Here is a 22,248-nt window from a genome sequence, read left to right as displayed (position 1 = left end):
ATTAAATTGGCTATTGTAAAATCAAAGCTTTTAAAACAACTCTCAGAAAACTATCCCAATTTTCTAAAAAAAGACCTCGAAAAATTTACCAATATAATTCTAAGTGAAATTAAACGTGCTCTAAAAAGAGGTGATCGAGTTGAACTAAGGGGTTTTGGTGTATTTTCAACAAATATCCAAAAAGCCCGTATCTCGAGAAACCCTAAAACAGGTGAAAAAGTAAACACACCAGAAAAGAAAACAATTCACTTTAAAATGTCAAAAGACTTGTTTAAAAAATTAAACGATGAAACATAAAATTATTTTTGTTGCTTGTGACACTTCCAATTTAAGTGAAATAAAAAAAATTATAAAACAAACTCAGACAGACAAATTCAAGATTATACCAAAATTTGGCTTACAATTTTTTTATTCAAAAGATGGAAGGAAGTTTTTAGAAAATTTTAAAAAAGACTTTTGGCTTGATTTAAAAATTAACGACATTCCACAAACAGCATTGTCTGCGGTAGATAGTTTAAAAGATCTAAAAAAATGTAAATATATAACTGTCCATGCAAATGGTGGTCTTAAAATGTTAAAGGTCATAAAAAAGAAAGCTAGATCGATCCGTAAAGATTTAAAAGTTCTTGGAGTTACAATTCTTACAAGTCTTAATAATCAATCACTAAAAGAAATAGGACACACAAAATCTGTAGAACAACTAGTATTAAAACAAGCTAGTCTAATCAAAAAATCAGGTTGTGATGGTATCGTTTGCTCTGCTCAGGAAGCAAAAATAGTTAAAAAAAAATATAAAAACTTATTTATTGTCACTCCTGGAATAAGATTGCCTGGCGATAATACTAATGATCAATCAAGAGTAATGTCTCCTAATGATGCTTTTAAAAATAAAGTATCTGGAATTGTAATGGGAAGATCGTTAATAAAAGGAAATATCAAAAATAATACTCAAAGATTAATTGATCACTTAAGTAAATGATCAAAGGGTCTAAAATCTGTGGGATCTCAGATCTCAATACTCTTGATTTTATAATCAATCATCCCTACTCACCCCAATATATTGGTTTTATTTGTAATTATAAAAAAAGCTCAAGATATGTTGAGGTTGAAAAGTTAAACGAACTGTTAACTTTAGATAAAAAGAAATCTAATTTTGTAGCAGTTCTTGTAAAACCTGATGAAGATATTTTGGAAAAAATTAAACACCTTCCTTTTGATTATTATCAAATTTATGAATGTACACCTGAAGAAATAAAAGAAATTAAGCAAAAGTATAATAAAAAAATTATTTCAGCTCTTACAGTATCTAATCAAGATGACATCAATAAGTACAAAAATTTTGAAAATATTGCTGACATATTACTTTTTGACTCTAAGGGTTATGAAAAAACTCAGTCTTTTAATCACAATTTTTTAGATAATGTAAATAGTTCAAAGCCAATTATGGTTGCTGGAGACATCAAAACTGATGATTTAAATAATTTTAAAGATAAGCCTTTTTTCATAGATGTCAGTGGCAATTTAGAGTCTGAAAAAGGTGTTAAAGATATAAATAAAATTGATAAGTTTTTAAATACAGTCCATAATATAAGTTCTTAAAAATTATCTATGACAAAAAATTCGTTAAAAAAAGGTCCAGATGAATTAGGTTATTACGGCGAAGGTGACGCTGCTATGGGTGGAATGGCAGTTGGTGAAACACTTATGCCAGCACTTCATGAGTTAAGTAAAGGGTTTGAAGAAGCTATCAAAGATAAGAATTTTTTAGATGAATATGCTTATTATTGTAAACACTACATTGGAAGACCTTCACCATTGTATTATGCAGAAAATCTAACAAAAAAAATAGGTGGTGCAAAAATTTTATTTAAGCAAGAACATTTAAATCATACTGGAAGTCATAAAATCAATAACAGTCTATTTCAGGTCTTGCTTGCAAAAAGAATGGGTAAAACTCATTTAATTTGTGAGTCTGGAGCTGGACAACATTATAGCGCAACAGCTGCAGTTGCTGCAAAATTCAATATGCCTTTAATAGGTGTAATGGGTGACGTTGATGTAAAGAGAGTTAATCAAAATATCATCAAAGCAAAACATTATGGTGCAAAACTAGAGACGGTTCCTGGTACTCTTAAAGAAGCTATTACATCTGCAATTAAAATTTGGTCTAGTAATCCAGATTATGCTTACATATGTGGGTCTGCTGTATCATCAGCACCCTTTCCTAAATTAGTTGCATTCGCTCAAAGTATTATTGGAAAAGAAATAAGAGAACAATCAATGGAACAAGAAGGAAAAATTCCAGATATGATTGTGGGATGTGTTGGAGGTGGCTCAAATTTTGCAGGATCTATTTATGAATTCTTAGATGAACCTAGTGTTACAAAAATAGGAGTTGAAGCAGCAGAAACTGCCGCATTATCAAATGGTACACCTGGAATTATGCAGGGTATGAAAACTTATATGTTGCAAACTGATGATGGTGCTAAATCTTTAGGTGGAATGAGTTTGGGTGCTGGAATAACATATTTTTCAGTTGGACCTATGCATTCATATTTAAAAGATCAAAAAGCTGTTAGCTACTCATCTGCAACTGATCAAGAAATGCTAGATGCATATAAAATGATTGCCCAAACAGAAGGGATTTGTTCAGCCTTAGAACCTATGGCAGGTGCTGCTGAAATCATTTTTAGACAAGCAAAAGGTAAGCCTAAAGATTACATTATATGCCTAAGCCTATGCGGCAGAGGTGAAAAAGATTTAGACACAATTCAAGAACACATTGGTAAAGATTTTGAGTGAAAGATTAGATAAAATTTTTAAGTCACCTACTCCTAAAACAAAATTAGTTTCTTATTTTGTAGGCTGCTACCCAACTCCAGAAATAAGTTTAGAGTTGATCAAGCAAGCAATTGATAATGGGGTGTCTATATTAGAAATTGGATACTGCACATCTGAGGCGAGTGCAGAAGGACCTATAATTAAAGCTGCTCATGACCATGTATTGAATAATGGACAAAATCTTAATGATATTATTAAACTAGTTAAGGATATAAGAGATTATAATCAAGATGTAGGAATTGTATTGATGGGCTATATTGCTAATTTATACAAGTATCCTATTTCAAACTTTGTAGACGATATTAAAGTGGCTGGCGCTGATGCTGTTTTAGTTGTGGATGCCCCTCATGAGCTGAAAGAAGAAAATCAACTAAGGGAAGCTCTAAATAAAAATGGATTATCACTTATTAAACTAACTGCTCCTACCACCGATAATAACAGACTAAAGGATATTGTTAATATAGCCTCTGGATTTTTGTACCAGGTCAATGTTTCGGGTGTAACAGGAGTTAAATCAGCAAGCGAAACTGATGTTGCAAATTTTGTAAAAAGAATCAGAAATTTAACTGACATCCCTATTTGTTCTGGATTTGGAATTAAGAGTCCTGAAGATGCTAAAAAAATGGCAAATAGTGGTTGTAATGGCGTTATTGTTGGATCAGCATTTGTGAAATATATTCAAGATAATATTAAGAACAAAGATTTACCACAAAGTTTAGGCAATTTAGTAAAAAATTTTACAGAAGAATTAAATTAATATGGTCAATTGGATAACTAAAATAATCAAGGCAGGAGAAAAGATCAAAACTGCTTTACATGAAAGAGCTTCGAAAGAAGATATTGCAAAAAGTGATTGGACTAGTTGTTGTAGAGGTCCCATTCTAAAAAAAGATTTAGAGCAAAACTTATGGGTCTGCCCTGATTGTAACAAGCATCACCGAATAAAGCCTAGCCAAAGATTTGATATTTTATTTGGTAAAAATAATTATGAAGTATTTAAAACCCCTATTCCAAAAGATGACCCTTTAAACTGGACTGACTCTAAATCCTATAAAGATAGATTAAAAAGTGCTCGTAAAAAAACGGGTATGGAATGTGGAATGATGGTTGCTTGTGGAACTATCAATAATATTAAGATAACAGCAGTAGCATCAGACTTTGACTTTCTAGGTGCTTCAATGGCTGCAGCTGAGGGAGAAGCTTTTTTATATGGCATTCAACATGCTATAGAAAACAGAACTCCTTTTATATGTATTAGTGCTGGTGGTGGAATGAGAATGATGGAAAGTTTAATTTCATTGTCTCAAATGACCAGAACAACTCTTGCAATTAATGAATTAAAGAAAAATAGTTTGCCTTATTTAGTATGCATCACTGATCCTACAGCAGGTGGTATTACAGCCTCTTATGCAATGTTGGGAGATGTCCACATTGCAGAACCAGGTGCCTTAATAGCTTTTGCAGGTGCTAGAGTTATTCAGGGAACTGTTAAAGAAGAATTACCTGAAGGATTTCAAAAAAGTGAATATGTTGAAAAAACAGGTTTCGTTGATCTAATTGTTGAACGAAAAGATCTTGTATCAAAAATAGGAACTTTATTATCAATATTGTTAAAACAAAATTCTGTTATAAGCTCTGAACAAAATGAAACTTCAGAAGATAGTCGGTCGCTTACAAGAGCTGCATCCTAAAGAAATAGATCTAAGTTTAGATCGTATTCAAGATCTCTGCAAAAGATTAGGTAACCCTCAAGATAAACTTAAGGCCATTTCAATTGTTGGCACAAACGGTAAGTATTCAACAATCCAAGCAATGTTTGCTATTTTAAAAGAAGCAAATATTAAATGTAATATCTACACAAGTCCTCATATTAAAAGTATCAATGAAAGGTTTGTTTTTAACAATGAAGAACTTAACGATGAAGAATTAGCAAAATTATTTGAAGAAATTGAAAATGCTAACAATAATGAACCTATTACCTTTTTTGAGATATTAACCGCAGCTTATTTTTTAAAAGCTTCTCAATATCCAGATAATATAAATTTGATAGAAACTGGCCTATTTCATAGGTTTGACGCCACTAATATTTTAAAGAATAATCTAGCAAGTATAGTAACCTCAATTGGTCTTGATCATTTAGATTGGTTGCCAGAGAACGAACAAACTGTTGAAAAAATTATTTATGAGAAAACTTCAACTCTTTTAAATTCAAATATTATTGTTGCTAAACAAAGTTCTAAAGAAATTACAGATAGTATTAAAAAAACAATCTCAAATAATAGTTCAAACAAAATTTTTTATAGTCAAGATTATAGCTTTACCATGAAAGAAAATGATTTCTTTTATTATGAAGATCAATTTGGAGGAATAAAACTGCCCATACCAAATGTAAAAGGTCAATTTCAATTAGAAAATGTCTCAACAGCTATTGCAACTCTAAGAACTTTAAAGGAATTTGATATAAAAGATGATCACATTCAAAAAGGAATTACAAAAATAAATAGTATTGCAAGATTACAAGAGATCAAATCTGGCAACCTTAAAGAACTTGTTAAAGATCATCAGCTTTTTGTTGATGGATCTCATAATCCTTTAGGTGCAAAAGTGTTAAATGAATACTTGGAAAGTTTAAATTGTAACAAACATATTATTCTTGGGATGATGGCTAACAAAGATCATAATGAATATATGAGTTACTTTAAGGATGTTAAAACATTGACCACTATTGATATCCCCAATCAACCTAATTCAATTGAAGGTAAAAAACTTAAAGATAAGCTTAATAGTTTTAAAAACGTTAACTACAAAGAAAGTGTAGAAGAAGCTATTAAATCAATTCCAATTAAGGAAAATGACATAATACTTATTACAGGATCTTTGTATCTTGCTGGGGAAGTATTAAATTTAAATTAGATATTTTTATCTAAAAATTCTTTCATGTGACTTTCGGGAACTCCACCAACTTTTCTATCTACTTCAACACCCTTTTTGTAGATTATAACTGTCGGCACACCTCTAATCCCTGCAGCACTTCCAGTATTAATTCCACCATCTTCGATGTCTGCGTAATAAAAACCAGCTTTATCTTTGTATTCGTCTGAAAGCTTAGTCATTACTGGAACAAGTGCTTTACATGGTCCACACCAAGCAGCACTGAACTGAATAACTGAAATGTCTTCGTTTTTTATTTTACTATCAAAATCGTCGTCTTTAAAATCATTAAGCATATATCTGATATAATTGATTCAATTGATTATTCAATGGGCAAAAGTAAACTTTTTTTGATTTATTAAATTAAGCGTCAGAATACTTTTGCTCTAAATTCATCACATAATCATTAATTCCATCAAGAAATTTAAGCTTTTCATCTACTGTTTTGAAGGAGAACATCTTGTCTTCATTTTCTCTAATCTCATCGCATTCTGAATAAAAGGCAGAAATTGTCCACCATTTCTCTTTATTGGTACTTAAAATTCTTGAAGCTATACGACGTTTAATTTTTTTATGAATTTCTTTAGGTAAAATTTCAGGTGCCTCATTAAATATAAGACTGTGAGCAAATGTAACAAGTCTTTCATCTTTAAATTTGTCAATCATTGCAAATTTACCCTTCCAATCTTCACTATGAAATTTTTGAAAAAGTAATCCATCTTTTTTTAAATAATCCATACCTCCAGAATAGATCGACTCTTCTGGTTCTATATCTTCTTGAGAAGAAGTTTCCATTTTTTCCTCAGCAGCTTCTCTTAAAATATTACAAATATCTTGTGAAAACTTTTCGTTGGTTTTAACTAACTCAGCTCTTTTTTTTAATAAGTTTGGATCTAATTTACTATAAGGTTCAACTTTCATTCCAAAACTTTGGTCTAAAATTATTGGTGCTTTATTTGACCTAATAGTTCTTAAAAACTTTGGAGATTTTTTCATCTCTTTTTTTAAGTCTTCATAATTTAATTTCTGAATAGCTTCTACATCAACTCTAAGGTCTACTGCTTGACCCCAATTATAAGTTGGGTGCATGCAAGCATTTGGATGAAGTGGAGCACATAAATATAGACGACTTGTTCCATAAAAATATTCATTTAGAGTAAATATTTTTTCTTGCTTAATTAAATTCTCAACAATAACTCTACTACTTGTTTTAAAATATTCTTGCCAAAGTGTTGGTTGTTTTTTTTTGATTAAATCTAAAACTTTAACAGTAAGCTCAGTATCAAATAATGCAGAGTGCGCTCCAGCAGATTCAAAACCATTTAATCTTGCTAAAGATTCTAGTTTCATTGATTTATTACCTTTAGGATTTAATTCTGTTTTTAAAACATCATCATCAATAGCAAATGCTGCTCTAACAATATTTAAGGCATCGTGACGTACATTTCCGTCAGTATTTGTTAGGTATGGTTTTCTTAAAGATTTAAAAAATTCTTTTCTAATAACTTCATCGTCAAAGTTAATGCTTGAATAACCTAAGAATGTTGCAGGTGACCATTGTCTAAACTTTTGCTCAACCTGAGTTAACATTTCATAATGACTTAAATTACCCTTGGTTAATAAGTCTACATTTGATTTATTAATACAAAGAGCGGTAGCACTTGGAACTCTATCTTGGGGCAGTCTACATCTTGCTTGAAAACGCTCTAGTTCTTTGAAGTTTTCATCTAATAAAATTCCACCTATTTCAATAATAGTTGCCCAATCTGTTTGAGCAGAATCTGTTTCAATATCCCATACTACGTAATTCAATTTGCTCTCCTTTGTGCATAAAATTGTTCAACTTTTTCTAAAAATTTATTTTGATAATCTTTTAATCTATTACCATCTATTAAAAATCTTTGAAACATATTGTCTTTTGTACAGAGTAAAATAACAGCTTGAGTGATATTAGATCCATGAACAGTATTATGTGCTAATGCATATGCGCTACATTGCAAATAATAATCATCAATCCATTCATCTTTTTTAGGTTTATTACTCTGTTTAAAATCAATGATTGTCTCTTTATTTTCATAAACGCCAACACAATCTGCAGCACCTGCATATTTTCCAGGATAATATAATGTTGCTTCACAGCCCCAAATCTCATCTAATTTATTTCTTAAACCGTTTTCAATGATTTGATCAGCCATCATTCGCTCTCTAGTATTATCTCCTAATAAATCTAAATTTAATTTACCAAGTAAAAATTTTTCCAAGTATTCATGCATCGAACTACCCCTACTACTAGCTTCTTGAGTAATAATTGCTGCTTGCTTATGGCCAACTCTTTGCTTCCAAGCTTGAAGAGATGCTTTTTTTTCTTCAGATTCAGTTGCTTTTAATATTGTTGTCACTGATGGCAATCGTTCTTCATTAACAGAGTAATGTCTAGAACCATCTACGATTGATCTGGTTGATTTTGGATAATTATATTTATTATTCCACTGCATGAGATTTCTTATATTCGTTATTTGAGATAAAAAAAATTAATTTTTTGCTTGTTTTGAATGCTCAACAAATTTTTCTACATTTTCTGTTTTAACAGCTTTCTCAAGTTGTTCAGGGTCTTTGATACTTTCAAGAGTTCTGGTAATTGATCTGGCATCAGTACCAAACTTATCCACAACAGACATTGCTTCTTCTAATTTCTTTCTAAGAGAAATTATATTCTCAAAGTGTTTTCCAAATCTTGAACTTATTGTTTTTAAGTGATTATAAATTTCTGTTGCCCCTTTTTGAACTTTTAAAGATTGAAATCCCATATGAAGAGATTGCAAGTAAGCTGAAAGAGTATTTGGGCCACAAATTACAATTTTATATTTTTTCATTAATTCTTGGGTTAATAATTCTTTTGTGCTTGGATCTTGGTATTCGGTTAATTCTTTATATAAACTCTCAGTTGGAGCATACACAATTGCAAAATCTGTAGTTTTTGGTGGAACAATATATTTTTCATTAACACTTTTAGCTTTTGCTTTAAAAGCTGTAGCTAATTTTGTTCTAGCATCTGCAACAGCTCTTTTATCTTGCGCGTCATGACCATCGGTAATTGCTTTAAATTTTTCCACTGGAAAATGACTATCCACTGGAACCAAAACATCTCCTTGAAGCTTGATTGCAAATTCAACATTTTCACTGGTATCTTCTTTCATCTTTACGTTAGTCATAAATTGAGATGCTGGTAACAAGTCTTTAATTAAAGCATCTAAGCTAAATTCCGCAAGAGTTCCATACTTTTTAACACCCGCTAAAATTTTAGTGATCCCTTCTTGGCTTCTATTTAAAATTTGGACTTGTTGATTAAAATTTCCAACTTTTTCATCAACCTTAGTTAAGGCTTCTGTCATGTCTTTAGTTACTCCAGTAGATAAATTATTAAATGAAGTCGACATTGAACCAAGGGACGTATTAATAGTATTATTAAGAGTGTCTTTTAAATTTTGTATTTCATTCTTTAAGTTGGCAATCTCCTCAGCTTCCTTATTTTCATTATCATCTTTAGGTTTAGATTTTAAATTGAGATATAGAATTGCAGAAGCTATTACTGTCAATACAACTAGAATTATTAATAAAAGTAAATCCATTTTAATTAGTTATAACTAATATTTAATCAGTATCTAGTTTTTCTCTCATTTTATATAAAATTTAGTTTTAAATCCTTTTTACATTCGGGACAAAAAATAATCGCATTTACTCTTTTATCTCGTAAAGGCCTTAATATTTCTTGAAGGTTTTTGGACCATGAGTAATTACAATAATAACATTTCCATTGGTAAATGTATCCTGAAAAAGGACTTATTTGTTCAAATTGCTTTATTTCATTTTTTTTAAAGTCGTAAATAAGATCTAAGTTTTTAATTTTATTTTTAATATTATTTTTCTTAATTGAATAAAATCTATTTTTTTTGATAAGGTCAGGTTTACAATCTGGACATCCTGATTTTCTAGTATTTCTGTTTGATATTTGGGCTTTCCATCCAGGGTGAGTTTTATTATTTATACAAATCCAAAAAGCAGATTGTGCTGAGTTCTGCCGATAATGTTCAGGTTTTAAAGGATAGTTTTTTTCATAGTCCCACTCTTTAGCTAGTTCAGGTTTTAAAAAGGCCAAACTTTCTTTGTACGGTGGTGCGGGAAGGTTGATTTTTAACTCCTGAAATAATGCTTCATTTATAAATTCTTTAGCTTCTATGTATTTATCAATTCTATCAATTAACTGAGTATCAAGAAGCAATCTTTTTAACTTTATTAAAATTTGATCAATACAACTTTTATCAAATTTATCTTTAGGAAATATAATTGAATTTTCTATTGGCTCTAATTCGCCTTCTCTTAATCTTATTAGATTATAACCATTTTCTAAAAATAGCTTTGTTTTCTCTTTATCTTTTTCAAACCTTTTTTTATGATAATAACCACCGTCATACTCAATAATAGTATTTAAATTTTCAATATAAATATCAGCTTCAGCTTTTAATATTTTATATCTATGTCTAATATTATTAAAAAAAAAGGATAATTCTGAATAAATTCTTAACTCTGGTAAAGATGAAGCCATATCACAGAAAGGACAATTAGACTTACTTACTGTTCTATGTCGTACTGTAGTTGCCCAATTATGGTTTCTTGAGCATGTCCAGTGAAAAGGTTTTTTTGAATCTTTCCAGAAAATCTTATCAGGAGTTTTGGGGTAGTTTTTTTTGTAATTCCATTGTTTTGATATTTTGGGATTTATAACGTCAAGATTATTTTGGTCATCAACTATAAGACCTCTACATATTTTACATAAACTTTTTCTATTTGTAGAATAATTATCTAACCTTTTTTTTAATTTTTCTTTATAATGATGATTATATTTGCAAGTCCAAAAAACTTCTTCAATTTGCCATGGATAATAGCTATCAGCAGTTAATGGATAATTTTTAAAAGGGTGAAATTCTTTTGCAAATTTTGGATACTTATCAGATAACTTAAATATCGTTCCAGGACATTTTTTACATATAAATATACCATTTAACATAAATCGATTTGGTCTTTGTTTAAGTCCATGTCCTTTTGGACATAACCAATAAATATCTGTTGCAGATTTGTAGAAAATTTTTTTTGGTGTTAAAGGGTAATTTTTTTTATAATCAAAAAATTGCATTAGCTGTGGTTTTAAAGTTTCTAATGAATTTTGTTGATCAACTACTGTACCCTGACAAATATCACAAAAATTAACTGAATTACTTTTACGTTTACGTTTATGTTTATTTCTCTTAAAACTATCTAAACTTTTTAACTTTAATCTTATTTTTTTTTGATAATGATGTTTGTGTTTACATGTCCACCACACATCTAAATTTCCCCATTTTGCTATTGAATTTATTGTTAAAGGATAATTTTTTGTAGGATGAAATTCCACTGCTAACTCTGGATAACGTTCAGCTAATTTATATTTCATAAAATAAAAGACTAATAAATTATCTTAACAAAAACTCATAAAATTAACTATTTGAATTTTTTAATCATTCATAAATTAAACATTATTGGAGCAGATTTTAAACAAACACTAATGATCTAAATAAAATTATGCATTGGATTTCATTCCTTTTCACTCGTTTACGTTTTTTTTCATTGTCTCCCTCGCTGCGTAAACTTTCTTCCACGAAGAGGAGTGAAACCATTACTAATTACAAATTACTAATCTTAAAAAAATCAACTAATAATAGGAGTTCCGATATATGGAAATAGACCGTATTTGCAAATACTGTCATGTAAGTGCTTATGTTGCTTACGATAACTGTAGCCCAGTTTATAAAAAAACCTTCAAGTTTGAAATCAGTCCTAGTACCCATAATGCTATTATTTGGGACAAAATAATTAAAGTTCTTAAAAAGAATGGCATTAACGTGGAGCTTAAATCATGAAACGCTTTGCAATCTTTATATCACTACATTTATTTCTATTCTTACTGGTTATTGCTTATCAAGCACAAGCTGAAGAAGACGAATGGGAAGTTAGATCTTTTCATGACATGATTATTGCATCAGTACCAGGCGAAATAGTTCATGGAGATAAGTTAAGATTTATACTCAAAAAAGGAAATTGCAGATCTTTAAATGTACTTTTTTCATTTCTTACATTTAATGTACCAAATGAAATTCATAAATTAGAGGGAAAGAGGATACCTATAAAAACAAATGAAGAAAGAATTATGAATACTGCTGATATAGTAGTTGTATCACCTGCATTGAACAACAGAGCACATTTTGTAATGTTAACTTCGCCAAAATCATATGAGCTAGGTAATTTTTCTGATGAAATAATGGAAGCTTATAATTCAAGTAAAATTTTTAGTATTGAGTTAATGAATGATAAAGAATTTGAAGTTGAAAAATATTTTGATGTTACTTCAAATGAGTGGAATTTAGAAAGATATCCAGAAAAGATAAGTGAGGCTTATGATTTGTGCATAGGTTCAGAAAATATAGATAAATATGTTAGCTAATTTTTATTTGTTTCATCTCTTCTTTTAATAAGATAAATTTAACTTATGGAATTATTACTAATCTTAAAAATTGTGTTTATTATTGGGGCTGTAATTGCACTTTATGCTGTTGCTAGAAACCTTGATATTATTAAGATTATTTTAATTTATTGGAAAGATCTAATTCTTAGAAAGTAATTTAACCAGTCTTTTAACTTCTGGCTTTTTAATAGATGATTTTGACGTCATCATACAAGCTACGGACTCTAAGATCTCACCATCTTTTAAAATACGAAGATTGTTAGCTCTTAAAGTTTCTCCAGTAGAAGTAATGTCTGTGATAATTTCACTTGATCCAGTAAAAGGATAAGCTTCTGTTGCCCCTAAACTTCCTACTAGTTTAAATTGTGTTACCCCTTTTGAAAATAAAAACTCTCTAGTTAGATTTGGATATTTAGTTGCAACTCTTAATCTTTTCTTCTTTTTATCCTTAAACTCAAATGCAATCTCCTCTAAATCTGCAACTGTTTGAACATCAATCCAAGGATCAGGTATAGCCACAACCAAAGTTGCTTTTCCAAAATCATATCTTTTAGATACATTGATTTTATTTTGAATATTTACTTCACTCTCTTTTAATAAATCATACCCAGAAAAACCAAGATCTAATGAACCATCTCCAAGTCTTTCTATAATTTCTCTAGCATGAAGGTACAAAACTTTAATATTTTTTAATTGCTTGATGGAGCCCAATAAATCTCTTTCACCTCGTTCAGATATCAGATCTAGTTTATTCTTTTTAAAGATCTTTAGAATATCTTTTCTAAGTCTACCTTTACTAGGAATACCAATATTAATGACTTTATTCATAATTAAATTTTTTAATTTCATCTTTAAATTTTATATTCATTTTAGTAATTAAATCTTTGTTTAATAATTTCTTATAATCATTGTCTTTTCCAAGTTTAAAAAAATTAATTCTTGAGTTATCTTTTTTTGATATTGAAGACTCATTAAAACCTTCATTTGTTTCTAATTTTTTAAGTCTTTCAAAATCACAACTTTGAATACTTTTTTTTGCTTTTTCTCTTTTAAAATAGCTTTTTGACTTATTTAAATTATTTATAAAATTTATTACTTTTTTAAAAGTTAAAAAAGTTTCATTTTGAAGATCTTCATACCTAATTACCAATGTTGGAAACAACTTATTATTTACCCAGCTTGCTTGATGAAAAACCCAAGAAAATAACGCGACAAAACCTACATAGCTATTTTCTTTTTTTTGAATAATTGCTTTTTGTTCTGTAGTCATAAATTCAAATGCTTGATCAAGATTAAGCTCATAATGGTTAGCAACAGAAGTTATAACATTTCTTGGATCTCTAATAATATATATGGCCCCTAGAGTATTGTTACTGTCTGTAAAACTATTTTTATTAATTTTACATAATGCATTGTGAGTTTTAAAAAATTTAATTTTTCTATCAGAATTTATTTTTTTTTGTTCTTCAATCCAAAATTCTGCTGTATCTGTGGGATTTAGGAAAATTTTATCATAATCTTTAAAATGATTAAAGCTTGGGAATTGATCAATATTTTTTAGCAAGTTAAAATTAAAATCTCCCTCTTTAGAAAAATAATAAGATGCCAATAAAGATCTAAGCCATGTATTTCCACTCTTTGGATATGATGAAAGCCAAATAATCATTTAATAATTTAAATTTAAAGCAGCTCCAACTGCTGCTACTTGATTTTTAGAGCCAAGATCAGAAATTAATTTATCATATCTTCCACCATTAATTATATTTCTGTTCTTTGACTTAGACTTGATATCAATTTTAAATACCATTCCTGTGTAGTATTCTAATTGTCGTCCGAATGAAGCAGAGAAGACAACATTAAGTTTTGATATTTTATTCTCTGAAGTTGGAAAATATTTCTGATCAACTATTAAATTGATCTTATTCTTTTTAAAAAACTTATTTAACTCACTTGCGGCTTTATTAATTGGGCATTTAATTTTTAAAAACTCTTTAATAATCTTTGATACATTTTCACCTTTTTTTGCTCCTCGTGGGTCTCTAATTTTATTATCAAATCTTTTTAAAATTTCGTTAATTGACCTTCCTGCGATAACTTTAGATAGATCTTCTTTTAACATTTTAAAATATCTTTTTTTATCAATCTCAACAATGGTTGGGTCTACATCTGAATTAGTCTCTAATCTTTTTAATAGATCATTAAAATATCTCTCTCTCCAAAAATGCCTTGATAATCTTAACTTCCAACGTTTTGGAATATCTAGTTTTGAAATTAATAAATTAAAGATTTCAACATTACCGATTGTCAATGTACCTGATGTATATTTAATATTTTGTAGAGATTTTAGAGAAGTATTTATGATTTCTTTATCATCATTCTTCTCATCTTTGGATCCTATGATCTCAAAACCTACTTGATCTCTTATTATAGAATCTTTTTTGTTTTGTGATTTTCTATAAGCCTGACCGCTATAAAAAATCTTCTCTTTGCCTTTCAAATTATTCTCTAAATATCTAAGACATGATGCAATAGTTAAATCGGGTCGTAGGCAAAGCTCACTACCATTTTGATCAATGAAAGAGAAAATAAACTTTCTAAAGTTTTCACCTGATCTTTGAACAATATGATTAGCCTCAATTACAGAGGGTAAATCAATATACTTAAATCCTTTAGATTTGACCGATCTAAGGATATTTTCAGATAAGTTTTTTGACTTCATTAATTAAATCAGCTTTTGGAATTGTTTGATTGTTTTCACCCTTTACACCTCGAAGGTTCTTAATAGTTACAGTGTTATCATTAAACTCGTTTTCTCCACAAATAATTGCGACTGGTAATTCACGTTTATTTGCAAAGGTTAATTGCTTACCTAGATTTTTTTTACTATCTAAAAAAATTTCAGCATTAATATTATTGTCTCTTAACTGATCAACTAATTCATAATAATTCTTCAAGTATTTTTGATCCATGACACAAACCAAAACTGGTTTTTGATCCTCAACCTTAATTTGATCTAACTGCATTAAAGCAAATAGCAATCTATCTACACCAAAACTTATTCCTGTTCCTGGAATATCAACTCCTCTAAATCTTGATATCAATTTTGCATAAGCTCCACCTGAACATATACTTCCAATATCTACTTCTTTACCTTTGTTATTTGTGACTTTAAAATTTAAGTTGGTCTCTACAATAAAATCTGAGTAATAAGCTAAACCTCTAACAATTGTAAAATTTGTCTTAACTTGATTTAAGTTTGATCCATATCCAAGTATTTCAAATACATTTTCTAATTCACTTATACCTTCTTGAGATAATGGATTTTTTAGAGTTTCTTTTAATTCTTTTAAATCTTTTATTTTTAAAAAATTTAATATTTGTTCAGCTTGATCATCTGATAATTCTGCACCTTTAGTGATAGCTCCACTTTGGTCTTTTCTCTCTTTTTTGAGTAAATCCTCAACTCCTTTTAATCCAAAACCAGGTTTGTCTAGTTTGTCAATTGCTCTAATGACTTTAGTTTGTTTTTCTTCAGAAATTTTTAATTCATCAATTAAGCCTTGAACTATTTTTCTATTACTCACATTTATTGTGAATTGATCTTTGTTTAAGCCACAATCTGATAATGTGCTTGATATTAAGTTGCAAAGTTCAGCATTTGCTTGTGCAGGATTAACATTTCCAACAATATCAAAATCAGCCTGCATAAATTCCCTGTATCGGCCATTTCCTGCTTTTTCGTTACGAAATACATTTTGAATAGCATAACGTTTATAAATAGAAGGCAGTTCCTGATTGTTTTGTGCAACAAATCTTGCGAGTGGACTTGATAGATCATAACGAAGAGTGATGTTTTTTTCACCATCTTGAAATGAGAATACATCAGACATAGGATTAGCTTCGTCTTCAGCTAGAAAAGATCCTATGTTTTCACTTATTTCAAACGAAGGGGTTTCAAGAGCTTCTGCTCCAAACTTGATAAAATTATTCTCAATAGCTTTTAATAGCTTTTTTTTGAGAAGAAGTTTTTTATCCCAACGATCTTCAAAACCTGAAGGTAATCCAGGTACTAATTTATTTTCTTTATTCATTTTTTGGTACCCGGGCTGAGAATCGAACTCAAACTTAAAGTTCCACAAACTTTCGTGCTAACCGTTACACCACCCAGGCATTCCTTGTTTTTATATTATTTTTGTGTGGATTAAAAATTATATTATAAATAAATAGCCTACAGGCTATGGAAACAGATTCTATGAGTGCTTCTTGAAGTCTCTCTGTATGTAATATTTATAATCATGGACAGTCTTTTAGACAATAATTGTCATTATTCAAGTAAAAATAAAAAGGACGTTAATCAATTTTAAAGATTTAACACCCTTTGAAATATTTTTAATATTAGTCTATTTTTTTTAGATTAACTGCAGAAGGCCCTTTTGGACCATCCTCAAGTGAAAACTCAAGTTTATCACCTTCATTTAGATATCTCATTCCAGCTTCTTTTACTGCTGATGCGTGAACAAAGGCATCTTTTTCTTTGTCATCTCTTTCGATGAAACCATAGCCCTTTGCTCCGTTATACCATTTAATTTTACCAGTTAGTGTGCTCATCTTATTTCTTAGCCCCTATGTTATTTATTATTTTATAAAGCTAATTTGATTTTTTAATAATTTCAAGATGAAAAAAGTTAATGATGGTGGTGCCTCGGGAAGGATTCGCACCTCCGACACAAGCCTTTTCAGGGCTCTGCTCTACTCCTGAGCTACCGAGGCAAAAAATTAACCTCTAAAGATTATTCTGCCTTTTGTAAGGTCATAAGGTGTCATCTCTACAGTCACGTTATCCCCTTGCAATACTCTAATTCTATTTTTTCTTAACTTACCAGCAGTGTGAGCTGTAACCGTATGCCCATTCTCCAGCTTAACTCTAAACATTGCGTTTGGAAGTAGATCCATGACCTTTCCTTTAAATTCAAGCAAATCTTGTTTAGACAATTTTATTTTCTCCTAATTCTTTTTTTAACAGATTGAGCATGTCCCGCTAATCCTTCATAATTTGCAAGTGTTATAACTGAAGGACCAAGACTTTCAATACCCTTTTTAGATAAGTTTATATAAGAAATCCGTTTATAAAATTCATTCACACTTACTCCACTTGAATATTTTGCTGAACCATTGGTTGGCAATATGTGGTTTGAACCAACATTATAGTCTGTCATTGCCATTACAGCATATTTTCCAAGACAAATAGATCCTGAGTTTTTAATTTTTGGCACATAAGAATTATAATTTTTAACATTTAATTCTAAGTGCTCAGGTGCTATTTTATTCACCACATCAATTATTTTCTTATCAGAATTAATATGCATTAAAATTCCATTACTTGATAAGCTTTGTCTTGCAATAGAAGATCTTGGAATTTCTTTTAATTGTTTAGAAATTTCATTTTTAACTTTATCTATTAAAGATTTATCTTTTGAAATTAAAATACATTGTGCAAGATTATCATGTTCTGCTTGTCCGATTAAATCGCTTGCAACCCATTCTGGATTTGAAAATTTATCACAAACAATAGTGACTTCTGAAGGGCCTGCAGTCATTCCCTCAATTCCAACATCACCAAAAACCTCTTTTTTAGCAGCTGCTACATAAGCATTACCAGGGCCTACTATTTTATTAACTTTTTTAATCTTCTTTGTTCCATAAGCTACTGCTGCAATTGCAGAAGGTCCACCTATTGAATAAATTTCTTTAATTTGACATTTATGTGCCGCATATAATACTGCTGGATTTTGTTTTCCTTTAAATCCTGGATTAATCATTACAACTCTTTTAACTCCTGCAACAATTGCTGGGATAGCATTCATTAATACACTAGATGGATATGAAGCTGTTGAGCCAGGCACATAAATTGCAACAGATTCTAAAGGAATATATTTATACTCAAGTTTATTTTTATACTTATCGACGTAAGAAATATTCTTAAATTTTTGAAGTGAATGAAATTTGTAAATTCTATTATAGGCAATATCAATTGCTTTCTTCACTTTTTTATCAAGTGATTTTATTGAATTAGAAATTTGTTTTTGAGAAGGAATAATTAAAGTGTTTTGATTAAATTTTTTTTCATATTTTACTAAAGCCTTATCTCCATTTTTTATTACATCTTTAATAATACTTGAAACTGAAACTGAATTGGATTGAACTTTTTTCTTTCTTTGTAAAAGTAAACTATCTAAGTTTTTATCAAAATTTTTACTATTGCTGTTTAATATTTTCATTAATCTTTAATTTCGTTTTGATCTTCCAGTCTTACTTCAATTGTTTCTGTAGTCAAAGCAATGTGAGCATTATTGTTGAAAATTAAATTAATCTCATAATCATCATTATTTTTTAGATAATCTATTGCTATCAATTCTAAAACTAAATCTTCATTTTTTTGATCTATATTTTTAGATTTAACTTTATCTACACAATCAAACCTGCAAATGCTGTTAATTTTCTTATCATCCTGGTCAGTTTCAATTTTGGTTCTCTCAACTGATATCAAGAAAACTTTATTTTCTGCTAGGTATTTTATATCTGAAACTTTAACCTTTGCCCCAGCAGTACAAGCTGAAATCATTTGTAAACCTTCATTATCCGAAGCTATAATTTTTGCTAAATATTTCTTATCCATTAATTAACTCTTCTAATTTTTGCTCCAACTTTTTTTAGTTTCTTTTCTATATTTTCATATCCACGGTCAAGATGATAAATTCTATTAATCACTGATTTTCCTTTTGTTGTTAAGGCTGCTAAAATTAATGAAACAGAAGCTCTCAGATCTGTTGCCATCAATTCAGCTGCCGCAAAATTAATGTTACCAGTAACTTTAGCAGTATTGCCATTAGTAGAAATTTTAGCACCCATTCGATTCAATTCAGCAACATGCATAAATCTGTTCTCAAAAATATCCTCTTTAATCACAGATTGCCTGTTAGCTTTACACAACAATACCATTATTTGAGCCTGTAAATCAGTTGGGAAACCAGGATATGGTGCTGTTTTGATGTTCGTACTTTTAACCTTTTTATTACCAATAATGTGAACTTCATCTTTCTTAACATTAATTTTTGCACCTATTTTTTTTAAAGTATTAATTTCTGTTTGGATTATTTTTGGGACAATATTCTTTATTTTTAAATTTCCAGCTGTTACAGCAGCTGCAACTAAATAAGTTCCAGCTTCAATTCTATCAAACATAACCGGATAGGTAATTTCTTTTACTTCTGATACCCCTTCAATTTTTACTGAGCGCTTGCTAGTCCATTTAATGTTGCATCCCATATTTTTTAAAAAATTAACTAAATCTTTTATTTCGGGTTCAATTGCACAGTTACTTAAAACAGTTGTTCCTTTAGCAAAACTTGCTGCTATTATTAAGTTTTCAGTAGCACCAACTGATATTTTTGAAAATCGAATTTTATTCCCAATTAATCCTTTTGCTGCGATTGCGTGAACGTACCCTTGAACAATTTTATATTTAACTCCTAACTTTGATAAAGCATCTAGATGAATGTCAACAGGTCTAGTACCAATCGCACAACCTCCTGGTAGAGATACTTTTGCCTTACCAAATTTTGCTAATAAAGGCCCAAGAACTAAAATTCCTGCTCTCATAGTTTTAACTAAACTGTAAGGTGCAAAACTTTTGCTTTGTTTTATATTATCAATGACTAAGTTATTCTGATCGAATTTAATTTTAGATCCTAAGGATTGTAATAAACTAACCATCGTCTCAATATCTTTTACTCTTGGTAAATTTTTTAAGTAAATTTTTTTTCTTGAAAGTAAAGTTGCAGCTAAAATTGGTAAGGATGCATTTTTTGAGCCTGATATCTTTATTTGTCCTTTAAGCTTGTTAGCTCCAAAGACTTCTAGTTTTTGCATAACTAAACTTTAGGTAACGTTACCCCAGTTTGGCCCATATACTTTCCATCACGATCTGCATATGTCACTTCTGGTTTTTCATTTCCCTTTAAAAATATAAATTGAGCAACGCCTTCGTTTGCATATATTTTTGCAGGCAAAGGTGTTGTATTAGAAAATTCAAGTGTTACATACCCTTCCCAGCCTGGTTCTAAAGGTGTAACATTTACAATAATCCCACATCTTGCATAAGTAGATTTACCAAGACAAATAACTAATACATCATCTGGAATTTTAAACTTTTCAACTGTTCTCGCTAAAACAAATGAGTTTGGTGGAATAATACATTCTAACACGTTTTTTGTAACAAAGTTAGTTGGTTTAAAATTTTTAGGATCCACTATTTCTGAGTTCACATTGGTAAAAATTTTAAATTCATCAGAAACTCGAGCATCATAGCCAAATGATGATAACCCATAAGAGATACTGTCTCCTCTTACTTGTTTTTCTTCAAAAGGAGAAATCATGTTTTCTTCTTTAGACATTTTTCTAATCCACTTATCTGAAAGAACTGACATTATTTAGTTTTCTTCTTAGTTTTTTTTTGAAAAAGTTTTCGTTTTTTTAAATTTTTTCTTAACGCTAAGCTTAAACGCTCATTTTTTTCTTTGGAATTCATTCTTTATCTGGATTAGTAAGGAAGTCCAATGTAATTGGTTTTGAGGTATCTAAAGTTTTAGGTTTAACTTCTTCTTCTTTTGGGCCTTCTTTTGCTAAACGTTTAGCTTTTTTTTCTGCAAGCTTCTTCTCTCTTTTAGCTTGCTTCTCCATAAGCTTATTACCTTTGGTTGATTTATAATCGTAATGAATTCCCATAAAATTTTCCTCACGTAGATATAAAGCATAATAACCAAAAAATTAAGGCAATATTTTGAAAAAAATGCTTTATTATCAATAAATATTATTTTGTTAATAAGCTCCTATAGATAAATGGTATATCAAGTCATTGGTAATGACTAATTTCCTGGTCAGTACAGGGTGGGAGCACCAAATTTAATTATTCTTATAAAATATTTTTCTCACAATAATCGTTAAAATTACTAATCCCAAAAAAATAATTAAAGGTATGTAAATATGAGGTGAAGTGATTACATCTTTTATGCCAGGTGCTTCAAGATTTTGGTCTATAATTTTTTCCAGTCCACTTGCAATTGAACTTACAATAAACAACTGAGGAACCATTCCTATTAAACTCGCCCAAAAAAAATTATAGACTTTTACATTAAATATACATGGCAAGACATTTGATATTGCAAATGGAATTCCTCCAACAAATCTATAAATTAATAAATATAAAAATTCAGATTTTTTAAATTTAAATTCAAGATTTTTAAACTTATTTAAAAATTTTTTTCTTATCAAATCTTTTAAAAAATAATTTGCAAAAACATAAAGTCCTGTTGCACCAATAGTCATTCCAATAATCAGCAGAAAGGTTCCAAACCAATTGCCAAATACAAAGCCAGCAAATAATATTATTGGGCTACCAAAACCACCAGCTAAAGTCCAAACTATACAAAAAAGAACAAATAAACTTGCAAATAAAATCAGATTTGATTGTTTTAATTCAAAAAAATAATCTCTGTTATTTTTGATAAATTCATAGCTAGTAATTTCTTCAAGGCTAAAATTTGAAAAAAAAAAGTACAAAAACAAACAAACAACCATTAGGTAAAATAACCCTACAAATATTTTAATATTTTTAGCTTTTTCCATTAAATACAATGCTAATTCTATAATCTTCTATTTGCTATTTATATATTTAGTTACTATAAAGAGCGAAAAAATAATAAATTTTAACCACATTTTATGAAGCGAACATATCAACCATCTAACGTTAAACGAGCCAGAAAACATGGTTTTAGATCAAAAATGAAGACTAAGGGTGGACAGAAACTTTTGGCTAGGAGAAGAGCAAGAGGAAGAAAATCGTTAACTGTATCAGTCTAGAT

The 22,248-nt window shown here is 29.5% G+C and carries 27 protein-coding genes and 2 tRNA genes; 10 read left to right on the top strand and 19 right to left on the bottom strand.

Annotated features, from left to right (window positions below):
- Window positions 1-6 precede the first annotated feature (6 nt).
- From ACIJYG_RS00460 to ACIJYG_RS00430, 7 genes are read left to right on the top strand one after another with little or no spacing between them, the layout of a single operon-like run.
- The gene (locus tag ACIJYG_RS00460) at window positions 7-297 is read left to right on the top strand and encodes an HU family DNA-binding protein (RefSeq protein WP_027303485.1); all 291 of its coding nucleotides are present in this window, start codon (window positions 7-9) and stop codon (window positions 295-297) included.
- A complete protein-coding gene (gene pyrF, locus ACIJYG_RS00455) occupies window positions 287-979 on the top strand; it encodes an orotidine-5'-phosphate decarboxylase (protein ID WP_435097187.1) in 693 nt (230 codons plus the stop codon). The genes ACIJYG_RS00460 and pyrF overlap by 11 nt, the downstream gene beginning before the upstream one ends.
- The gene (locus ACIJYG_RS00450) at window positions 976-1,599 is read left to right on the top strand and encodes a phosphoribosylanthranilate isomerase (RefSeq protein WP_435097184.1); all 624 of its coding nucleotides are present in this window, start codon (window positions 976-978) and stop codon (window positions 1,597-1,599) included. The genes pyrF and ACIJYG_RS00450 overlap by 4 nt, the downstream gene beginning before the upstream one ends.
- Window positions 1,600-1,608: 9 nt before the next feature.
- A complete protein-coding gene (locus ACIJYG_RS00445) occupies window positions 1,609-2,802 on the top strand; it encodes a pyridoxal-phosphate dependent enzyme (protein ID WP_435097181.1) in 1,194 nt (397 codons plus the stop codon).
- Window positions 2,795-3,598 (top strand): tryptophan synthase subunit alpha, encoded by an 804-nt coding sequence (gene trpA, locus ACIJYG_RS00440; RefSeq protein ID WP_435097178.1) that lies wholly within the window; start codon window positions 2,795-2,797, stop codon window positions 3,596-3,598. The genes ACIJYG_RS00445 and trpA overlap by 8 nt, the downstream gene beginning before the upstream one ends.
- A 1-nt stretch (window position 3,599) precedes the next feature.
- Entirely contained in the window at window positions 3,600-4,532 is a 933-nt protein-coding gene (locus ACIJYG_RS00435; RefSeq protein WP_435097175.1) for an acetyl-CoA carboxylase carboxyltransferase subunit beta, read from the top strand.
- Window positions 4,486-5,754 (top strand): bifunctional folylpolyglutamate synthase/dihydrofolate synthase, encoded by a 1,269-nt coding sequence (locus ACIJYG_RS00430; RefSeq protein ID WP_435097172.1) that lies wholly within the window; start codon window positions 4,486-4,488, stop codon window positions 5,752-5,754. Before ACIJYG_RS00435 ends, ACIJYG_RS00430 begins: the two co-directional genes overlap by 47 nt.
- Here ACIJYG_RS00430 and ACIJYG_RS00425 read toward each other — a convergent pair.
- From ACIJYG_RS00425 to ACIJYG_RS00405, 5 genes are all read right to left on the bottom strand, one after another.
- On the bottom strand, window positions 5,751-6,068 hold the full coding sequence (locus tag ACIJYG_RS00425) for a thioredoxin family protein (RefSeq protein ID WP_028036230.1): 318 nt from the start codon (window positions 6,066-6,068) through the stop codon (window positions 5,751-5,753). The two genes, ACIJYG_RS00430 and ACIJYG_RS00425, sit on opposite strands and share 4 nt — an antisense overlap.
- 67 nt (window positions 6,069-6,135) lie before the next feature.
- Complete coding sequence (locus ACIJYG_RS00420; RefSeq protein ID WP_435097169.1) at window positions 6,136-7,584, bottom strand: exonuclease domain-containing protein; 1,449 nt, start codon at window positions 7,582-7,584, stop codon at window positions 6,136-6,138.
- Window positions 7,581-8,267: a hypothetical protein gene (locus ACIJYG_RS00415; RefSeq protein ID WP_435097166.1), complete on the bottom strand. Its 687-nt coding sequence runs from the start codon at window positions 8,265-8,267 to the stop codon at window positions 7,581-7,583. Before ACIJYG_RS00415 ends, ACIJYG_RS00420 begins: the two co-directional genes overlap by 4 nt.
- A 36-nt stretch (window positions 8,268-8,303) precedes the next feature.
- Window positions 8,304-9,401: a DNA recombination protein RmuC gene (locus tag ACIJYG_RS00410; protein ID WP_435097163.1), complete on the bottom strand. Its 1,098-nt coding sequence runs from the start codon at window positions 9,399-9,401 to the stop codon at window positions 8,304-8,306.
- Window positions 9,402-9,451: 50 nt separating this feature from the next.
- Complete coding sequence (locus ACIJYG_RS00405) at window positions 9,452-11,260, bottom strand: zinc-ribbon domain-containing protein (RefSeq protein ID WP_435097160.1); 1,809 nt, start codon at window positions 11,258-11,260, stop codon at window positions 9,452-9,454.
- 462 nt (window positions 11,261-11,722) lie between these two features.
- Here ACIJYG_RS00405 and ACIJYG_RS00400 point away from each other — a divergent pair, with 462 nt between their 5' ends.
- Window positions 11,723-12,307 (top strand): hypothetical protein, encoded by a 585-nt coding sequence (locus tag ACIJYG_RS00400; protein ID WP_435097157.1) that lies wholly within the window; start codon window positions 11,723-11,725, stop codon window positions 12,305-12,307.
- A 45-nt stretch (window positions 12,308-12,352) separates the two neighbouring features.
- Window positions 12,353-12,484, top strand: coding sequence for a hypothetical protein (locus ACIJYG_RS00395; protein WP_435097154.1), 132 nt, complete (start codon window positions 12,353-12,355; stop codon window positions 12,482-12,484).
- On the opposite strand, the gene hisG is transcribed toward ACIJYG_RS00395, so the two are convergent.
- The 14 genes from hisG to ACIJYG_RS00325 form a co-directional block, all read right to left on the bottom strand.
- Window positions 12,467-13,156, bottom strand: coding sequence for an ATP phosphoribosyltransferase (hisG, locus tag ACIJYG_RS00390; protein WP_435097151.1), 690 nt, complete (start codon window positions 13,154-13,156; stop codon window positions 12,467-12,469). The genes ACIJYG_RS00395 and hisG overlap by 18 nt on opposite strands.
- Window positions 13,149-13,994, bottom strand: a complete 846-nt coding sequence (locus tag ACIJYG_RS00385) for a sulfotransferase domain-containing protein (RefSeq protein ID WP_435097148.1) — start codon at window positions 13,992-13,994, stop codon at window positions 13,149-13,151. The genes hisG and ACIJYG_RS00385 overlap by 8 nt, the downstream gene beginning before the upstream one ends.
- Window positions 13,995-15,047 (bottom strand): ATP phosphoribosyltransferase regulatory subunit, encoded by a 1,053-nt coding sequence (locus ACIJYG_RS00380; RefSeq protein WP_435097145.1) that lies wholly within the window; start codon window positions 15,045-15,047, stop codon window positions 13,995-13,997.
- Window positions 15,025-16,419 carry a histidine--tRNA ligase gene (gene hisS / locus ACIJYG_RS00375; protein WP_435097142.1) on the bottom strand — a complete coding sequence of 465 codons (1,395 nt, stop codon included), beginning with the start codon at window positions 16,417-16,419 and terminating at the stop codon, window positions 15,025-15,027. Before hisS ends, ACIJYG_RS00380 begins: the two co-directional genes overlap by 23 nt.
- Window positions 16,420-16,423: 4 nt before the next feature.
- A tRNA-His gene (locus ACIJYG_RS00370) sits at window positions 16,424-16,498 on the bottom strand.
- 225 nt (window positions 16,499-16,723) lie between these two features.
- Entirely contained in the window at window positions 16,724-16,936 is a 213-nt protein-coding gene (locus ACIJYG_RS00365) for a cold-shock protein (protein ID WP_435086149.1), read from the bottom strand.
- Window positions 16,937-17,023: 87 nt separating this feature from the next.
- Window positions 17,024-17,098, bottom strand: a tRNA-Phe gene (locus tag ACIJYG_RS00360).
- Window positions 17,099-17,104: 6 nt separating this feature from the next.
- Window positions 17,105-17,320 carry a translation initiation factor IF-1 gene (gene infA, locus ACIJYG_RS00355; protein ID WP_023649077.1) on the bottom strand — a complete coding sequence of 72 codons (216 nt, stop codon included), beginning with the start codon at window positions 17,318-17,320 and terminating at the stop codon, window positions 17,105-17,107.
- 2 nt (window positions 17,321-17,322) lie between these two features.
- Complete coding sequence (hisD, locus tag ACIJYG_RS00350) at window positions 17,323-18,606, bottom strand: histidinol dehydrogenase (RefSeq protein ID WP_435097139.1); 1,284 nt, start codon at window positions 18,604-18,606, stop codon at window positions 17,323-17,325.
- Window positions 18,606-19,004: a DUF2948 family protein gene (locus ACIJYG_RS00345; protein WP_435097136.1), complete on the bottom strand. Its 399-nt coding sequence runs from the start codon at window positions 19,002-19,004 to the stop codon at window positions 18,606-18,608. The genes hisD and ACIJYG_RS00345 overlap by 1 nt, the downstream gene beginning before the upstream one ends.
- A complete protein-coding gene (murA, locus tag ACIJYG_RS00340; protein WP_435097133.1) occupies window positions 19,004-20,257 on the bottom strand; it encodes a UDP-N-acetylglucosamine 1-carboxyvinyltransferase in 1,254 nt (417 codons plus the stop codon). Before murA ends, ACIJYG_RS00345 begins: the two co-directional genes overlap by 1 nt.
- A gap of 2 nt (window positions 20,258-20,259) precedes the next feature.
- Entirely contained in the window at window positions 20,260-20,814 is a 555-nt protein-coding gene (gene dcd / locus ACIJYG_RS00335; protein WP_435097130.1) for a dCTP deaminase, read from the bottom strand.
- 97 nt (window positions 20,815-20,911) lie between these two features.
- Complete coding sequence (locus tag ACIJYG_RS00330; RefSeq protein ID WP_435097127.1) at window positions 20,912-21,112, bottom strand: hypothetical protein; 201 nt, start codon at window positions 21,110-21,112, stop codon at window positions 20,912-20,914.
- Window positions 21,113-21,289: 177 nt separating this feature from the next.
- The gene (locus ACIJYG_RS00325; RefSeq protein WP_435097125.1) at window positions 21,290-22,012 is read right to left on the bottom strand and encodes a TVP38/TMEM64 family protein; all 723 of its coding nucleotides are present in this window, start codon (window positions 22,010-22,012) and stop codon (window positions 21,290-21,292) included.
- Between the two features lie 93 nt (window positions 22,013-22,105).
- Between ACIJYG_RS00325 and rpmH the strand changes: the two genes are divergently transcribed.
- A complete protein-coding gene (gene rpmH / locus ACIJYG_RS00320) occupies window positions 22,106-22,246 on the top strand; it encodes a 50S ribosomal protein L34 (protein WP_008545591.1) in 141 nt (46 codons plus the stop codon).
- The last annotated feature ends 2 nt before the right edge of the window (window positions 22,247-22,248 follow it).

It is taken from the genome of Candidatus Pelagibacter bacterium nBUS_27, from assembly GCF_051200985.1.
GTDB lineage: Bacteria > Pseudomonadota > Alphaproteobacteria > Pelagibacterales > Pelagibacteraceae > Pelagibacter.
Note: the sequence above shows the minus strand (reverse complement) of the source record. Positions and strands in the feature narration are given on the sequence as shown.

Coding starts and splice junctions, on each gene's coding strand:
- pyrF (WP_435097187.1), top strand. CDS start 287: ATGAAACATAAAATTATTTTTGTTGCTTGTGACACTTCCAATTTAAGT.
- ACIJYG_RS00450 (WP_435097184.1), top strand. CDS start 976: ATGATCAAAGGGTCTAAAATCTGTGGGATCTCAGATCTCAATACTCTT.
- ACIJYG_RS00445 (WP_435097181.1), top strand. CDS start 1,609: ATGACAAAAAATTCGTTAAAAAAAGGTCCAGATGAATTAGGTTATTAC.
- ACIJYG_RS00435 (WP_435097175.1), top strand. CDS start 3,600: ATGGTCAATTGGATAACTAAAATAATCAAGGCAGGAGAAAAGATCAAA.
- ACIJYG_RS00430 (WP_435097172.1), top strand. CDS start 4,486: ATGAAACTTCAGAAGATAGTCGGTCGCTTACAAGAGCTGCATCCTAAA.
- ACIJYG_RS00425 (WP_028036230.1), bottom strand. CDS start 6,068: ATGCTTAATGATTTTAAAGACGACGATTTTGATAGTAAAATAAAAAAC.
- ACIJYG_RS00415 (WP_435097166.1), bottom strand. CDS start 8,267: ATGCAGTGGAATAATAAATATAATTATCCAAAATCAACCAGATCAATC.
- ACIJYG_RS00410 (WP_435097163.1), bottom strand. CDS start 9,401: ATGGATTTACTTTTATTAATAATTCTAGTTGTATTGACAGTAATAGCT.
- ACIJYG_RS00405 (WP_435097160.1), bottom strand. CDS start 11,260: ATGAAATATAAATTAGCTGAACGTTATCCAGAGTTAGCAGTGGAATTT.
- ACIJYG_RS00400 (WP_435097157.1), top strand. CDS start 11,723: ATGAAACGCTTTGCAATCTTTATATCACTACATTTATTTCTATTCTTA.
- ACIJYG_RS00395 (WP_435097154.1), top strand. CDS start 12,353: ATGGAATTATTACTAATCTTAAAAATTGTGTTTATTATTGGGGCTGTA.
- hisG (WP_435097151.1), bottom strand. CDS start 13,156: ATGAATAAAGTCATTAATATTGGTATTCCTAGTAAAGGTAGACTTAGA.
- ACIJYG_RS00385 (WP_435097148.1), bottom strand. CDS start 13,994: ATGATTATTTGGCTTTCATCATATCCAAAGAGTGGAAATACATGGCTT.
- ACIJYG_RS00380 (WP_435097145.1), bottom strand. CDS start 15,047: ATGAAGTCAAAAAACTTATCTGAAAATATCCTTAGATCGGTCAAATCT.
- hisS (WP_435097142.1), bottom strand. CDS start 16,419: ATGAATAAAGAAAATAAATTAGTACCTGGATTACCTTCAGGTTTTGAA.
- ACIJYG_RS00365 (WP_435086149.1), bottom strand. CDS start 16,936: ATGAGCACACTAACTGGTAAAATTAAATGGTATAACGGAGCAAAGGGC.
- hisD (WP_435097139.1), bottom strand. CDS start 18,606: ATGAAAATATTAAACAGCAATAGTAAAAATTTTGATAAAAACTTAGAT.
- ACIJYG_RS00345 (WP_435097136.1), bottom strand. CDS start 19,004: ATGGATAAGAAATATTTAGCAAAAATTATAGCTTCGGATAATGAAGGT.
- murA (WP_435097133.1), bottom strand. CDS start 20,257: ATGCAAAAACTAGAAGTCTTTGGAGCTAACAAGCTTAAAGGACAAATA.
- dcd (WP_435097130.1), bottom strand. CDS start 20,814: ATGTCAGTTCTTTCAGATAAGTGGATTAGAAAAATGTCTAAAGAAGAA.
- ACIJYG_RS00330 (WP_435097127.1), bottom strand. CDS start 21,112: ATGGGAATTCATTACGATTATAAATCAACCAAAGGTAATAAGCTTATG.
- ACIJYG_RS00325 (WP_435097125.1), bottom strand. CDS start 22,012: ATGGAAAAAGCTAAAAATATTAAAATATTTGTAGGGTTATTTTACCTA.
- rpmH (WP_008545591.1), top strand. CDS start 22,106: ATGAAGCGAACATATCAACCATCTAACGTTAAACGAGCCAGAAAACAT.